This is a genomic window from Collimonas sp. OK607 (assembly GCF_900111995.1).
GTDB lineage: Bacteria > Pseudomonadota > Gammaproteobacteria > Burkholderiales > Burkholderiaceae_D > Collimonas.
In genome coordinates this window covers 281,906-294,859 of sequence record NZ_FOKF01000002.1, presented here as the reverse complement: position 1 = coordinate 294,859, position 12,954 = coordinate 281,906, and the positions used below count along the sequence as shown (strand labels likewise).

At 55.5% G+C, this 12,954-nt stretch carries 13 protein-coding genes; 4 read left to right on the top strand and 9 right to left on the bottom strand.

Annotation, left to right across the window (positions count from 1 at the left end):
• The first annotated feature begins 51 nt into the window (after window positions 1-51).
• Entirely contained in the window at window positions 52-1,629 is a 1,578-nt protein-coding gene (locus tag BM029_RS03030; RefSeq protein WP_244544875.1) for a DHA2 family efflux MFS transporter permease subunit, read from the top strand.
• A gap of 67 nt (window positions 1,630-1,696) precedes the next feature.
• Here the strand turns inward: BM029_RS03030 and BM029_RS03025 are convergent, their stop codons facing one another.
• The 8 genes from BM029_RS03025 to rpsF all read right to left on the bottom strand — a co-directional run bounded on the left by BM029_RS03025 (window position 1,697) and on the right by rpsF (window position 9,514).
• On the bottom strand, window positions 1,697-4,387 hold the full coding sequence (locus BM029_RS03025) for an autotransporter family protein (RefSeq protein WP_170850959.1): 2,691 nt from the start codon (window positions 4,385-4,387) through the stop codon (window positions 1,697-1,699).
• 198 nt (window positions 4,388-4,585) lie between these two features.
• On the bottom strand, window positions 4,586-5,596 hold the full coding sequence (locus BM029_RS03020; RefSeq protein WP_092432496.1) for an inorganic phosphate transporter: 1,011 nt from the start codon (window positions 5,594-5,596) through the stop codon (window positions 4,586-4,588).
• 3 nt (window positions 5,597-5,599) lie between these two features.
• Window positions 5,600-6,226: a DUF47 domain-containing protein gene (locus tag BM029_RS03015; RefSeq protein WP_014006461.1), complete on the bottom strand. Its 627-nt coding sequence runs from the start codon at window positions 6,224-6,226 to the stop codon at window positions 5,600-5,602.
• Between the two features lie 184 nt (window positions 6,227-6,410).
• Window positions 6,411-7,811 carry a replicative DNA helicase gene (locus BM029_RS03010; RefSeq protein WP_092351574.1) on the bottom strand — a complete coding sequence of 467 codons (1,401 nt, stop codon included), beginning with the start codon at window positions 7,809-7,811 and terminating at the stop codon, window positions 6,411-6,413.
• 129 nt (window positions 7,812-7,940) lie between these two features.
• Complete coding sequence (gene rplI, locus BM029_RS03005) at window positions 7,941-8,393, bottom strand: 50S ribosomal protein L9 (RefSeq protein ID WP_092432494.1); 453 nt, start codon at window positions 8,391-8,393, stop codon at window positions 7,941-7,943.
• A gap of 26 nt (window positions 8,394-8,419) precedes the next feature.
• Window positions 8,420-8,704, bottom strand: coding sequence for a 30S ribosomal protein S18 (gene rpsR, locus BM029_RS03000; protein WP_038488337.1), 285 nt, complete (start codon window positions 8,702-8,704; stop codon window positions 8,420-8,422).
• A 33-nt stretch (window positions 8,705-8,737) separates the two neighbouring features.
• The gene (gene priB, locus BM029_RS02995; protein ID WP_244544874.1) at window positions 8,738-9,082 is read right to left on the bottom strand and encodes a primosomal replication protein N; all 345 of its coding nucleotides are present in this window, start codon (window positions 9,080-9,082) and stop codon (window positions 8,738-8,740) included.
• A gap of 63 nt (window positions 9,083-9,145) precedes the next feature.
• The gene (gene rpsF, locus BM029_RS02990) at window positions 9,146-9,514 is read right to left on the bottom strand and encodes a 30S ribosomal protein S6 (RefSeq protein WP_038488331.1); all 369 of its coding nucleotides are present in this window, start codon (window positions 9,512-9,514) and stop codon (window positions 9,146-9,148) included.
• Window positions 9,515-9,841: 327 nt separating this feature from the next.
• Here rpsF and lexA point away from each other — a divergent pair, with 327 nt between their 5' ends.
• Window positions 9,842-10,492, top strand: coding sequence for a transcriptional repressor LexA (gene lexA, locus BM029_RS02985; protein ID WP_092432492.1), 651 nt, complete (start codon window positions 9,842-9,844; stop codon window positions 10,490-10,492).
• Between the two features lie 30 nt (window positions 10,493-10,522).
• Here lexA and BM029_RS02980 read toward each other — a convergent pair whose 3' ends face one another.
• Entirely contained in the window at window positions 10,523-11,302 is a 780-nt protein-coding gene (locus BM029_RS02980; protein ID WP_092432490.1) for an RNA methyltransferase, read from the bottom strand.
• Between the two features lie 150 nt (window positions 11,303-11,452).
• On the opposite strand from BM029_RS02980, the gene BM029_RS02975 reads away from it, so the two are divergent.
• Complete coding sequence (locus BM029_RS02975; protein ID WP_092351569.1) at window positions 11,453-12,256, top strand: inositol monophosphatase family protein; 804 nt, start codon at window positions 11,453-11,455, stop codon at window positions 12,254-12,256.
• Between the two features lie 169 nt (window positions 12,257-12,425).
• The gene (locus tag BM029_RS02970; RefSeq protein ID WP_092432488.1) at window positions 12,426-12,893 is read left to right on the top strand and encodes a VOC family protein; all 468 of its coding nucleotides are present in this window, start codon (window positions 12,426-12,428) and stop codon (window positions 12,891-12,893) included.
• Window positions 12,894-12,954 lie beyond the last annotated feature (61 nt).

The following is a 12,954-nucleotide window of genomic DNA, read 5'->3' as shown; positions in this document are numbered from 1 at the left end:
TGCCGTCGTCGCGACGGCATCCGTTACGCGAACCCTTACCGGAATGCATTCATGAGTTCCCCAAAACCGGCGCCGCCAGCGCGGCCGCCATCGCAACCACTGCCGCCGCTAACCGGCGGCAAGCTAGTCATGGGTACGGTAGCACTCTCGCTAGCCGTGTTCATGAACGTACTCGATTCGTCGATTGCCAACGTTTCCATCCCCGCCATCTCGGGCGACCTGGGCGTATCGCCGCAACAAGGTACCTGGGTCATTACGTCGTTTGCCGTCGCCAACGCGATCTCGGTGCCGCTGACCGGTTGGCTTACCCAGCGTTTCGGCCAGGTCCGCCTGTTCGTTACGTCGATTATCCTGTTCGTGCTGTCGTCCATCCTGTGCGGCCTGGCTCCCAGCATGGAAGTGCTGATCGCGGCGCGGGTGCTGCAAGGCGCGGTCGCGGGACCGATGATTCCTTTGTCGCAATCGTTACTACTGTCTAGTTACACTCCCTCCAAGAGCGGCATGGCCCTGGCGTTCTGGGGCATGACTACACTGGTGGCGCCGGTCATGGGGCCGTTGCTGGGCGGCTGGATTTCGGACAATTACACCTGGCCATGGATTTTCTACATCAATATTCCGGTTGGCGTATTTGCCGCCTGGGCCACCTGGTCGATTTATCACAAGCGGGAATCGACGACATATAAACTGCCGATCGATAAAGTCGGCCTGGCGTTACTGGTGGTCTGGGTCGGCTCATTGCAGATCATGCTGGATAAGGGCAAGGAACTCGACTGGTTCAATTCTTCGACTATTGTGATATTGGGCGCGGTCTCGCTAGTCTCCTTCATTTACTTCGTCATCTGGGAGCTGGGCGACGATCATCCGGTGGTCGACCTGACGCTGTTCAAGAGCCGCAACTTCAGCGGCGGCGTGATTGCGATCTCGGTCGGCTACGGCCTGATGTTCGGTGGCCTGGTGATCCTGCCGCTGTGGCTGCAGACCACTCTTGGCTATACCGCAACGCTGGCGGGTGAAGTGATGGCGCCGGTGGGTATTTTCGCCATCCTGCTGTCGCCGTTCATCGGCAAGATCTTGCCCAAGGTCGATGCCCGCTGGGTTGCCAGCACGGCATTCTTCATCTTCGCGGTGGTGTTCTACATGCGCTCACAGTTCACCGAGAACGTCGACACTTTCACCCTGATGATTCCTACCATCATCCAGGGCGCCGCGATGGCCATGTTCTTTATCCCGCTGACCTCGATCATCCTGTCGGGCCAGCCGCCGGAAAAAATCCCGTCGGCAGCAGGTTTGTCCAACTTCGTGCGGATCATGTTCGGCGGCATGGGAACTTCGATCACCAGTACCCTGTGGGACCGGCGTACATCGCTGCATCACTCGCAACTGACTGAGTTCACCGGCCCGCATAGCCCGGCGTTTACCGAGGCGGTACATAATCTCACCGCCCAAGGCATGCCGGAGCCGGCCGCCTGGGCCACTATCGAGCGCCTGATTACAGTGAAAGCCGCCACGCAGGGCGCCACCGATATTTTCTGGATCTCGGCGGTATTGTTCCTGATGTTGATCGCGCTGGTCTGGCTGACCAAGCCTTCACGCTCCAGCGTGCCGGTCGATGCCGGTGGTGCGCACTAAAGCTTAGGTCGGATTATCTTCAGACCCGGCTGAAAACATCGATGCCACCTGGACGGTGGCATCGATCTCACCAGAGATAACGCAAACCGAGCGTAATCCGGTTCACCCGATTATGCGATTCCGCTTGCAGATCGTAATCTGCAAACAGGTTCAAACGCGCCGAAGCGGCATAAGACAGGTTAACGCCTGCCAGCACTGCATCGCGGCCGAAATCCACACCTTTCACCGTAAACTCGCTACCCGGGGCACCAATCAGCGTCGCCTGGTATTGCGCTTGAGCGTCCATGAATTCGTGCATCCAGCGCAGTTGTGCGCCCAGGGTAATTGAACCCGTGGACAGCGGGAATTCCTGGCTGGCCTTGACGCCGAGGCTGCTGCGCAAGCTATTCAAGGTATTGCTCTGAGCGGAAAGTCCGAGGTTTTCGGCATCGGTTTCAGTGAATCCATCCTGGCGCAAGCGGGTGTAATGCAACGCTGCGAACGGCTGCAAAACAAACTGGTTGCTCAGTTTCGCCCGATAACCCAGTTCACCGTATGCGCTGGCTTGCCGGCCGTCATACGAACCCTTGGCACGCAAGGTTGCGCCGGTGCCGGTCAGCACGTCTCGCTGGATATCAGTGCTCTGTATCGCATAGCTGACAATCGCATCGAGATACAGCGGCCCCGGCGCATAACTGGCATATGCGCCTATCTTGTAACTGTCGAGCTTGCCGTTACCGTTATAGTCATCGAAGTCAGCATGCAAATGCGCATAATCGAGACCGCCGCCGACGATCCAGTCCGGGCTCACGACGCGATCGATACCGGCGCTGATGCCGCCTATCTGATAACGGGCGCCTGAAGTGTCGGCAGTAGCGCTCAATTTACCAAATGAGCCGTAAGGCCGTACCCACACGCCGTTGTCGGTAGTCTTGCGCTCGGCGTCGCGCTGGGTATCCAGGCGCATCGAAAACGCGCGGCCGAACAAATCATTTTCGCGTAGCGCGAGTTGCGAGAAGGTTGCATGTACGCCACCGGTCAGGCTACCGACCGTTGCTTGCAATTCTGCCTTATCCAGCAAATTCAGCGTATTCACCGTCTCCGCCAGCGCGCCGGTCGCTACAGGCACGCCGGCAGGCGTAACAGTAGGTGACGCCGGCTCTTCAGGCGTAGCCTGGGGACGGCTGGTATCGATAGCCTGGCCGATCGCCGCATTGTTACCGCTGGTGACCACTGCCGCGATCGGCGCACGGGTAATGACCAGATAGGCATTGCCGTTGTCATAGGCCAGGGTCGGCGTCAGCAATGCTGTTGCATTTGCCTGCAATTGGCCGAAATTACCGCTGACGCCGCCCGCCGCCGTGACAATCGGCAGCCGTATCTGGTCAGGATATGCACCCGGCAGCATGGTGGCATTCACAGTGCCGCCCAGTAAGCTGGCGCTGCCGCCTACCGTCAGCAAGCCGGCGGAAACCGGCGAAGCTTCAGTCTGGAATATCGCATTAGCCGCATGGGTGAAATTGCCCGTCACAGACAGGCCTCCGGTACCATCGCCGACGCCTGGATGCAAGGTGCCCTGATTCACCAGATTGCCCGCGATCGTGCCGCCGGTGCCGGCCAACGTTGCTCCCGATGAGATGGTGGTCGCGCCACCCAAGGTCCCAGTCAGGTTAAATAGACCGGTCTGGATCTGGGCAACATTGAAAGCACCATTGCCGCTCCAGGTCCAATCGTCTCCTTGCGCTTGCAAGGTGGCGAAGTTCCTGAACGTGTTCGACGCGGTGCCCGATCCCTGCAGCACCACGGTGCTACCGGCGTTACCGCCACCGTCGGCGGCGCCGTTGATCACCGAGCCGGTTTGCAATATCAGCGTATTCCGTCCAGTACCCATCGAGATGGCAGTACCGGCGCCGCTTTGCAGCAGGCCGGCGTTGATGACGGTGCTGGCGCCGTTGAGAGTGCGGACCGCAGCACCTTGCTGGCTGATGATTTGCCCGCCCGCCTGGTTCTCGATACTGGCGAAGAAGCTGGACCCCACTGTATTGGAAAATACTGCATCGGAGCCGCTGCCAGAAGCGTTGATCGTGCCGCTGTTGGTTAGCTTGTCGTTATTGCCCTGCATGTACACGGTCGGGCTGTTAGCGCCGGTGGTCGACAATTTGCCGCTATTCGTCACGACGCCGTTGCCACCGAGGATAGAGATGGCGCGGGCATTGCTGCCGGCCGTCGTAATCGTCCCCGAATTGCCGATGGTGTTATTCAACTGGCCCAGGTTGGTCTGGCCCCAGGCGGCCGATATCCCGAATGCGCTAGGGCCAGAAGTTGAAATAGTGCCTTGGTTGATCAGTGTATTGCCGCTGCCGTTGGCGGCCATGCCGTCGTTGAAAGCGCCGGTGGTGGTAATACTCGCCTGCGCGGTATTGGTCAGCTGGTTATTATTGTTCACACCCAGCAACGCCGCGCCGCGATTGCCGCCGGTGCCGCCACCACCGGTCAAGGTGATGCTGCCATTATTGGTAATACTGCTGGAGGTATCCACGCTAAACGCGATCGGACTGGTGCTGCGTGGAATGCTGGTGACGACACTGGCGTCGAGCGTGACGGCGACGCCGCTGCTGCCAACCTGTGCAATAACCGGCGTTACGCCAGTGCCAGAACAAATTACTGAGGCGCCGCTGGCCGGTGCGTTGCTGTTGCAGGTAGCATGAGCTTGTGAAACCAATACTCCAGCAAATGTGATGATGACGCCATTCATGCCTGTCTTGAATGCTCGTTGCATTGTATGCTCCTGGTTCGATGCATAGAGAACGTGTTTTCGTAAGAAAATTGCGATCAATTTCCCAATAAAAACTTTTGTATTAGCAATAGAAAGACTTGGCAACAACACAAAAGTTGCATCATGTTGCCAAATTAGCATAAAAAAAGGGCGATGCAGAAACATACTGCATCGCCCTTCTTTGATTTTTTGCCAGCTCGATTACAAAATGTGCTTGCCGATCCACCAGGCAATCGCAGCCATGAAGGCCGAGGCTGGAATCGTCAGGACCCAGGCCCAAACAATGTTCCCCGCCACGCCCCAGCGCACCGCGGAGACCCGGCGTGCGGCGCCGACACCGACGATGGCGCCGGTAATTGTGTGGGTAGTCGAGACCGGCACGCCGAGCATGGTCGCCATGAACAAGGTGATGGCGCCGCCGGTTTCAGCGCAAAAGCCGCCCACCGGTTTCAGCTTGGTGATTTTCTGGCCCATGGTCTTGACGATACGCCAGCCGCCGAACAAGGTACCCAGGCTGATCGCGCTGTAGCAGGAAATAATCACCCACCATGGCGGCAAGCTATCGCTCGCTTGCGAAAATCCGGTCGCAATCAACAGCATCCAGATGATACCGATGGTCTTTTGCGCATCGTTGCCGCCGTGACCAAGGCTATACATGGAGGCCGATACCAATTGCAGGCGGCGGAACCACTTATCGACCTTGCGCGGCGTCGAGCGCACGAAAATCCAGGACACCAGCACCATCATGATGGAACCGAACACGAAACCCAGCAGCGGCGACAACACGATAAATGCAATCGTCTTGATCAGGCCGGCCGAGATCAGCGAACCGGTGCCGGCCTTGGCTACCGCAGCGCCGACCAGGCCGCCGATCAAGGCATGCGAGGATGACGACGGAATACCGTAGTACCAGGTCAGGATGTTCCAGCAGATAGCACCGACCAATGCGCCGAAGACGACGTAATGATCGACCACATTGGGATCGATAGTGCCCTTGCCCACAGTTGCGGCAACGTGCAGCTGGAACACCGCAATCGCGACGAAGTTGAAAAGCGCCGCCATGGCTACCGCCTGCTGCGGCTTCAAGACACCGGTCGACACCACGGTAGCGATAGCATTGGCGGCATCATGGAAGCCGTTCATGAAATCGAATACCAGCGCCAGTGCAATGAGAAAAACGAGGACGTAGATACTGATTTGAAGAGTATGCATGGATCAGGCGTTTTCTACGATAATGCCTTCGATGATGTTGGCCACATCTTCACAACGGTCGGTGACCGTTTCCAGCAGTTCGTAAATGGCTTTCAGCTTGATCAGGGTACGTACGTCGGGCTCGTCGCGGAACAGTTTCGACATGGCGGCGCGCATCACGTGATCGGCATCCGATTCCAGGCGGTCGATCTCGACGCAGATCGCCAGGATTTCGCGCGAGTTATCCATATTGTGCAACAGGCCTACTGCAGCCTTGACCTTCTCCGCGCAACCCAGGCACAACTCGGCCAGGCGTTTTGCTTCTGGTGTAATCGCCTTGATGTCGTACAGGGATATGGTCTGCGCTGCATCTTCCAGCAAGTCCAGGATGTCATCCATGCGGGTGATCAGCTGATGGATGTCATCGCGATCGATAGGTGTGATGAAAGTCTTGTGCAACATGTCGATAGCATGGTGCGTGACCTGGTCGGCCTGCTTCTCTATGCCTTCGATCGCATGCACGCGAATTTCCAGATCGTCGAAATTAGTCATCAACGCCACCATTTCTTTGGCGCCCTTGACGCATAGCTCTGCGTGCTGGTTAAAGAGCTCAAAGAATTTGCCCTCGGTGGGCATCAATCGTCCAAACATGTTTATTCTCTCTTCTGAGGGTTAAGCTGAATCTACTTACGGCACTTCTTAATTTAAAGCAAACAAATGTCACGAAACTGAAATATATCAGGCTCGGGTAGGTAACACTAAACAGGTTTTGCTAGTTTTGCGTTATTGCAACAAAATGACATCAAGGGTAAAGCAACAAGGATTACAGGGATACTTAGTCACCGCCGTACGGCGCGTCCAGGTTACCAACGTAATTGTCGAATTTAGTATATTGACCAAGGAAGCTCAGGCGTACGCTACCGATCGGGCCGTTACGCTGCTTGCCGATAATGATCTCGGCGGTGCCCTTTTCCTGCGAATCAGGGTTGTACACTTCGTCGCGATAAATAAACAGGATGACGTCGGCATCCTGCTCGATAGCGCCGGATTCGCGCAGATCGGACATCACGGGGCGTTTGTTGGGGCGTTGTTCCAGCGAACGATTCAACTGCGATAACGCAATCACCGGGCACTGCAGCTCTTTAGCCAGGCCCTTCAGGTTACGCGAGATTTCAGAAATTTCGGTAGCCCGGTTTTCACCGGCGTTATTGGCTGACATCAGCTGCAAATAGTCGATGATGATCAAACCGAGCGTGCCGCACTGGCGCGACAGGCGGCGCGCGCGCGCGCGCAACTCGATCGAGCTCAGGGCCGGGGTTTCATCGATGAACAACTGGGCATCGTTCATTTTCTGGATCGCATGCGTCAGGCGCGGCCAGTCTTCGTCGTTCAGGCGACCGGTACGCAAGCGGTGCTGATCGAGCTTGCCGACCGAACCCAGCATACGCATGGCGAGCTGGGTACCGCCCATTTCCATCGAAAAAATCGCTACCGGCAAACCGCTGTCGATGGCGACGTTTTCTCCGATATTCACTGAGAACGCCGTCTTACCCATCGAAGGACGTCCCGCCACGATAACCAGATCGCCCTTTTGCAGGCCGGAAGTCATCTTGTCGAGATCGATGAAGCCGGTCGATACGCCGGTGATGTCGCTTTGGTTGTCGCGATTGTAGAGTTCGTCGATGCGCTCCACCACTTGCGTCAGCAAAGGCTGGATTTCCTGGAAACCCTGGGCGCCGCGCGCACCTTCCTCGGCAATCGCAAAAATCTTGGATTCGGCCTCGTCCAGCATCTGCTTGACTTCCTTGCCTTGCGGGCTGAAAGCCTGGCCGGAAATTTCATCGGCAACGGTAATCAGCTTGCGCAATACGCCGCGGTCACGCACGATTTCTGCATAGCGGCGGATATTGGCGGCGGACGGGGTGTTTTGAGCGAGTGCGTTGAGATAGCTGAGGCCACCGACTTCTTCAGCCTTGCCGGTGCCGCTCAGCGACTCATAGACAGTGATCACGTCAGCCGGTTTGCTGCCGTTGATCAGCTTGACCATGTGCTGGAAGATGATGCGATGGTCGTAACGATAGAAATCGTCGGCATTCACAAAGTCGGCGATCTTGTCCCAGGCCGCATTATCCAGCAGTAATCCGCCTAAAACGGACTGCTCTGCTTCGATTGAATGGGGTGGTACGCGGAGGGAATCTAACTGTGGATCGGACGGTGCTTTGGAAGGTGCTTTCATGGCGCGAATTATACCTGCTTCTACTATCCGTCTTGCCACCGCTTCCCAAAAAAAGGACATAAAAAAAGCCGGGAAAACCCGGCTTTTTATTACAACAACAACTATTTTCCAGCTGCGTCCAAGACTTGCTTAAACGTGTTCGCCGATCACTGCGATAACGATGTCAACTACAACATCGGTATGCAAGGCAACAGCAACAGCGTGCTCGCCTGTGATCTTCAGTGGGCCGTTAGGCAGACGCACTTGCGCTTTTTCAACTGCGAAACCTTGCTTGGTCAACGCTTCAGCGATATCGAAGTTGGTCACGGAACCGAACAAACGGCCGTCAACACCCGATTTTTGCGAAATCTGCACGGTCAGGCCGTTCAGTTTTTCGCCTTGAGCCTGGGCAATCGCCAGCTTGGCAGCTGCTGCAGTTTCCAGATCAGCGCGCTTCGCTTCGAATTCAGCGATAGCAGTAGTTGTAGCACGACGTGCCATACGTTGCGGAATCAGGAAGTTACGTGCGTAACCGTCCTTGACGCGAACAACTTCACCCAGATTGCCGAGATTAACGACTTTTTCCAACAGAATGACTTGCATGTTTTTCTCCTATTTCAAGTCGTCAATTAAGCGTTGTGCAGATCGGTGTATGGCAGCAGCGCCAGGAAACGTGCGCGCTTGATCGCAGTGTCCACTTGACGTTGATAGATTGCCTTGGTGCCGGTCAGACGTGCTGGCATGATCTTGCCGTTTTCTTGAACAAAATCCTTCAGCGTGTCGACATCTTTGTAATCAACGCTAGCTACGTGAGCAGCGGTGAAACGGCAGAATTTCTTACGCTTGAACAGCGGGTTTTGTTGTTGACGCTTGTTTTTCAGTTTGCTTTTATCGAACTTTTTACCGAATGCCATTTTTGGCTCCTGTATTCAAATTTTGCTTAATAATTAATCTGCAAATTCAGCTTTGTTTCCCGAGGAAGCATTTGCTTCTATTGCAGCGAAATCCGTGATGTGAAATACCAGACTTCTACCGTTGCGACTCTTGCGTGCCATGAATCCTGTAAACCAGAATGTGCTGCCCAATTGCGCCTTGCTGAATCTTCCCGAAATCTCGCCTACGGCCAGCGCGGCAATTTCGAATTCAATCAAGCGTTTGATACCTGCTTCAATCGGTTCCGAGCGATGCTGCAATATCGCAGATACGATCGGGATGCCTGCCGGGGTGTAGCGTATGACTTCACGTTCGGCGACTTCGGCAACCAGTTGAAACACGTTATTGGGTTGTTCCACTCCTGACGGACTCAAAGCGAGCTTAATTTGCTATGCAATGAATGCTGGTAGCTAGCTGATAAATCAGGCAGCCGGTGCTTCAGTACGATGGCTCTTGGCAGCATCTTCCTTCTGCACAGCCTTCATCATTGGCGAAGGACCGGTTTCGGCCTTCTTCAGCTTGACGGTCAGATGACGCAATACTGCATCATTGAACTTGAAGCCGGTTTCGATTTCAGCCAGAGTTTCGCTGTCGCACTCGATGTTGAGGCAGACGTAATGTGCTTTAGCCAGTTTCTGGATCAGGTATGCCAGTTGGCGGCGGCCCCAGTCTTCCACGCGATGTACGGTGCCGCCACGAGTGGTGACGATACCTTTGTAGCGTTCGATCATTGCAGGCACTTGCTCGCTTTGATCTGGATGGACGATAAATACGATTTCATAATGACGCATGTAAGCTCCTTTTGGACTGATTGAAGAATCGCCCACCTCGGCGTCAAGACGAGTGTGGGAAGAGGAAAACCAGCAATAGTACGCGCAATTGCAACAAAACTCAATGCTTTCAGGTGTTTAGGCCAGAGGCGGCTCAAAAATGTAGTTAAAGAGCCCGTAAGAAGCGACTTAAATGCATCAAATTGTCTTGCATTTGCACAAATACTGTACAAAAATACAGACTGTTGTTATGCACAGCATTGTCCAGGCGCAGTAGCGTTGCTTTTGCCACTTTCTTTGCTGCTTTTTTCTAGCATCACCCAGTACTTTCTACGCCAAATACACACCATGATCAAATTGACCGCCCGTCAGCAACAAATCCTCGATCTGATCAAGGACGCCATCGAAAACACTGGCTTCCCGCCGACGCGCGCTGAAATCGCTACCGAGCTGGGCTTTCGCTCAGCCAATGCGGCGGAAGAACACCTGCAAGCGCTGGCGCGCAAGGGTGCCATCGTGATCGCGCCCGGCACCTCGCGCGGAATCCGACTCACCGAAAGCGCTCATCGCAACCAGGGCACACAACTGGCGCTGCCGCACCCTGCCCTGATGCAACTCAGCCTGCCGCTGGTCGGACGCGTCGCCGCAGGATCGCCAATCCTGGCGCAAGAGCACATCCAGGCCAGCTATAACGTCGACCCCGCCTTGTTCAGCGCCAAACCGGATTATTTATTGAAGGTGCGCGGCATGTCGATGCGTGACGCCGGCATCCTGGATGGCGACTTACTGGCGGTAAAAAAAACCGACAGCGCCCGTAACGGCCAGATCGTCGTGGCCCGCCTGGGCGACGACGTCACGGTCAAGCGCTATCAAAAAACCGGCTCCACGATCCAGTTGCTCCCGGAGAATCCTGATTTCGAGCCGATTATCGTGACATCCAAGCAAGAGGATTTCGTGCTGGAAGGACTGGCAGTCGGTCTGCTGCGCAGCTGGGCCTGATGCATTAGAGCCAGATTCGGTTCGCCAGACTCAGGAGCGATCGAGCCGACGCCGCTTGGTCAAGATCTGACTGGCGATACCACGCAAGATATTGACCTCTTCAGTTTCCAGCTGGGCACGAGAGAACAAACGCTTCAAGCGTGGCATCAACTTTTTCGGGCTGGCCGGATCGAGAAACTCAATTTCTATCAAAGCCTTTTCGAGATGTGCGAACATGCCGTCGATATCGGCCAGGCTAGCCGCATTCCCCTGAAAACCGATCTCCGCTCCGGCGGCTACCGGCGGCAACTCTTCGCTCGCCGCGACCCGGCACTCATAGGCCAGCACCTGTACCGCCTGTGCCAGATTCAACGACGAATAATCTGGGTTGGCAGGAATGTTCAACAGCACATTGCATTTTTCAACAATTTCGTTGGGCAAGCCATAACGCTCGCTGCCGAATATGACCGCCGCGTTCAGGCTGACGTCACCGGCAAGCTGTGCCGCCAAGGCGCGTGGCGCGGTCAACGGCGGAGAAAATTCACGCAAACGGGCGCTCAGTGCCGCAGCAAAGTTGCAACCTTCCAGCGCCTGCTCCACGCTGTCGACGATCCGCGCTGCCGCCAGAACGTCTTGCGCGCCGCTGGCAAATGCAATGGCCTCGTCCCGTTGCAACACATCGGGAAAACGCGGATTCACCAGGACCAGCTCGGAAAATCCCATGGTTTTGATAGCGCGCGCAGCCGCGCCGACATTGCCTGGACTGCTGGTTTCAACCAACACAAAGCGCAGGCGTTTGAAAAGAGACGTGTCGATTTTTGCCATCTTCATTTAAAATAGCGCCATTACGCGGATCTCATCCATTAAAAGTTGCTTATTTATTAAAATATTCATCTGGGACATCCGCCTCGTTCATTATCATTCATATAGGTGGTCCTGTTCCCGGTTGGCACAGTGCCGCCATTTTAACGGAACCCGACCATGCATCCAATGCTCAATACGGCCATCAAGGCCGCCCGTAACGGCGCCAAGGTTATCTCGCGCGCGTCTTTCGACCTCGACCTGCTGAAAGTAACAAAAAAACAGCATAACGATTTTGTCACCGAAGTCGACCAGGCTGCAGAGGCAGCGATCATTGATGTATTGAAGAATGCCTATCCGGACCACGCCATCCTGGCCGAAGAATCCGGCGCTTCCGCCAACCTGCATGACGATAATGAAAACGTCTGGATCATCGATCCGCTCGACGGCACAACCAATTTTATCCACGGCTTTCCGCAATACTGCGTATCGATCGCATTGCAACACCGCGGCCAGATCACCCAGGCCGTAGTGTATGACCCGACCCGCAACGACTTGTTCACCGCCACCAAGGGTTCCGGCGCCTATTTGAACGAAAAGCGGATTCGCGTCGGCAAGCGCGACAAGATTGCCGACGCACTGATCGGCACCGGCTTCCCGTTCCGTGAAACCGAAGGCCCGGCGATGGATGAGTACATGAAAATGTTCCGCATCATGACGCAAAGCTGTGCCGGCCTGCGCCGCCCTGGCGCTGCCGCTCTTGACCTGGCATATGTTGCCGCCGGTCGCCTTGACGGCTTCTTTGAAAAAGGCCTGAAGCCTTGGGATATCGCTGCAGGCTCGTTGCTGATCAGCGAATCGGGCGGGATTGTCGGCGACTTCACCGGCGAATCCGATTATCTGTACAAGGGCGATGTACTGGCAGGCAGCCCGAAGGTATTTGCGCAAATGGTTGGCTTACTGTCACCGTTTGCTAAAAAATAAGCTAGCTGCTGGCTAGTTAGCTGTAAGCGCAAGGGGGAACTCCCCCCCTTGCAGCAGGAAATAAAAACCCTTCTTTTTGTCATTTCAACTGCGCAGGCCAGAGACTACAATTCATGCGCATCAGCGTAATTGGACACTCTCAACGACCATCTCACGCAGGAGAACAATAATGGCAGTCAAACCAATTCCGGACGGCTATACCACCGTCACCCCCTACCTCGTTGTAGACGGCGCCGCCACGGCCATCGCGTTTTATCAAAAAGCCTTCAACGCTGTGGAAGTACTGCGTATGGAAATGCCCGATAAAAGAATCGGGCACGCAGAAATTAAAATTGGCGATTCCCACATAATGCTGGCCGACGAATGCCCGGAGATGGAAATCCGTAGCCCGAAAACACTGGGCGGAGCCGGCGTCAGCATCGTGCTGTACGTAGACAACGTGAATGTACTTTACCCGCAGGCAATCGCCGCCGGCGGCACGGAACTGCGGCCACTGCAAGACCAGTTTTATGGCGACCGTTCCGGCACCCTGAAAGACCCGTTCGGCCACGTCTGGACCATAAGCACACATATCGCCGATTATTCAGAAGAAGAAATACGCGAGCGCGCCGCTGCCGCCATGAAAAAAGCCGACTGATCGACCTTTACCTGGCGCATTACTCCCGATCGGCCCTATAGCGATCCGCTTTACTCCCCAG

Excerpts from the sequence above, each read along its gene's own strand:
- BM029_RS03020 (WP_092432496.1), bottom strand. The coding sequence starts at position 5,596 with ATGCATACTCTTCAAATCAGTATCTACGTCCTCGTTTTTCTCATTGCA.
- rplI (WP_092432494.1), bottom strand. The coding sequence starts at position 8,393 with ATGCAAGTCATTCTGTTGGAAAAAGTCGTTAATCTCGGCAATCTGGGT.
- BM029_RS03025 (WP_170850959.1), bottom strand. The coding sequence starts at position 4,387 with ATGCAACGAGCATTCAAGACAGGCATGAATGGCGTCATCATCACATTT.
- BM029_RS03015 (WP_014006461.1), bottom strand. The coding sequence starts at position 6,226 with ATGTTTGGACGATTGATGCCCACCGAGGGCAAATTCTTTGAGCTCTTT.
- BM029_RS02975 (WP_092351569.1), top strand. The coding sequence starts at position 11,453 with ATGCATCCAATGCTCAATACGGCCATCAAGGCCGCCCGTAACGGCGCC.
- rpsR (WP_038488337.1), bottom strand. The coding sequence starts at position 8,704 with ATGGCATTCGGTAAAAAGTTCGATAAAAGCAAACTGAAAAACAAGCGT.
- BM029_RS03030 (WP_244544875.1), top strand. The coding sequence starts at position 52 with ATGAGTTCCCCAAAACCGGCGCCGCCAGCGCGGCCGCCATCGCAACCA.
- lexA (WP_092432492.1), top strand. The coding sequence starts at position 9,842 with ATGATCAAATTGACCGCCCGTCAGCAACAAATCCTCGATCTGATCAAG.
- BM029_RS02980 (WP_092432490.1), bottom strand. The coding sequence starts at position 11,302 with ATGAAGATGGCAAAAATCGACACGTCTCTTTTCAAACGCCTGCGCTTT.
- BM029_RS03010 (WP_092351574.1), bottom strand. The coding sequence starts at position 7,811 with ATGAAAGCACCTTCCAAAGCACCGTCCGATCCACAGTTAGATTCCCTC.
- BM029_RS02970 (WP_092432488.1), top strand. The coding sequence starts at position 12,426 with ATGGCAGTCAAACCAATTCCGGACGGCTATACCACCGTCACCCCCTAC.
- rpsF (WP_038488331.1), bottom strand. The coding sequence starts at position 9,514 with ATGCGTCATTATGAAATCGTATTTATCGTCCATCCAGATCAAAGCGAG.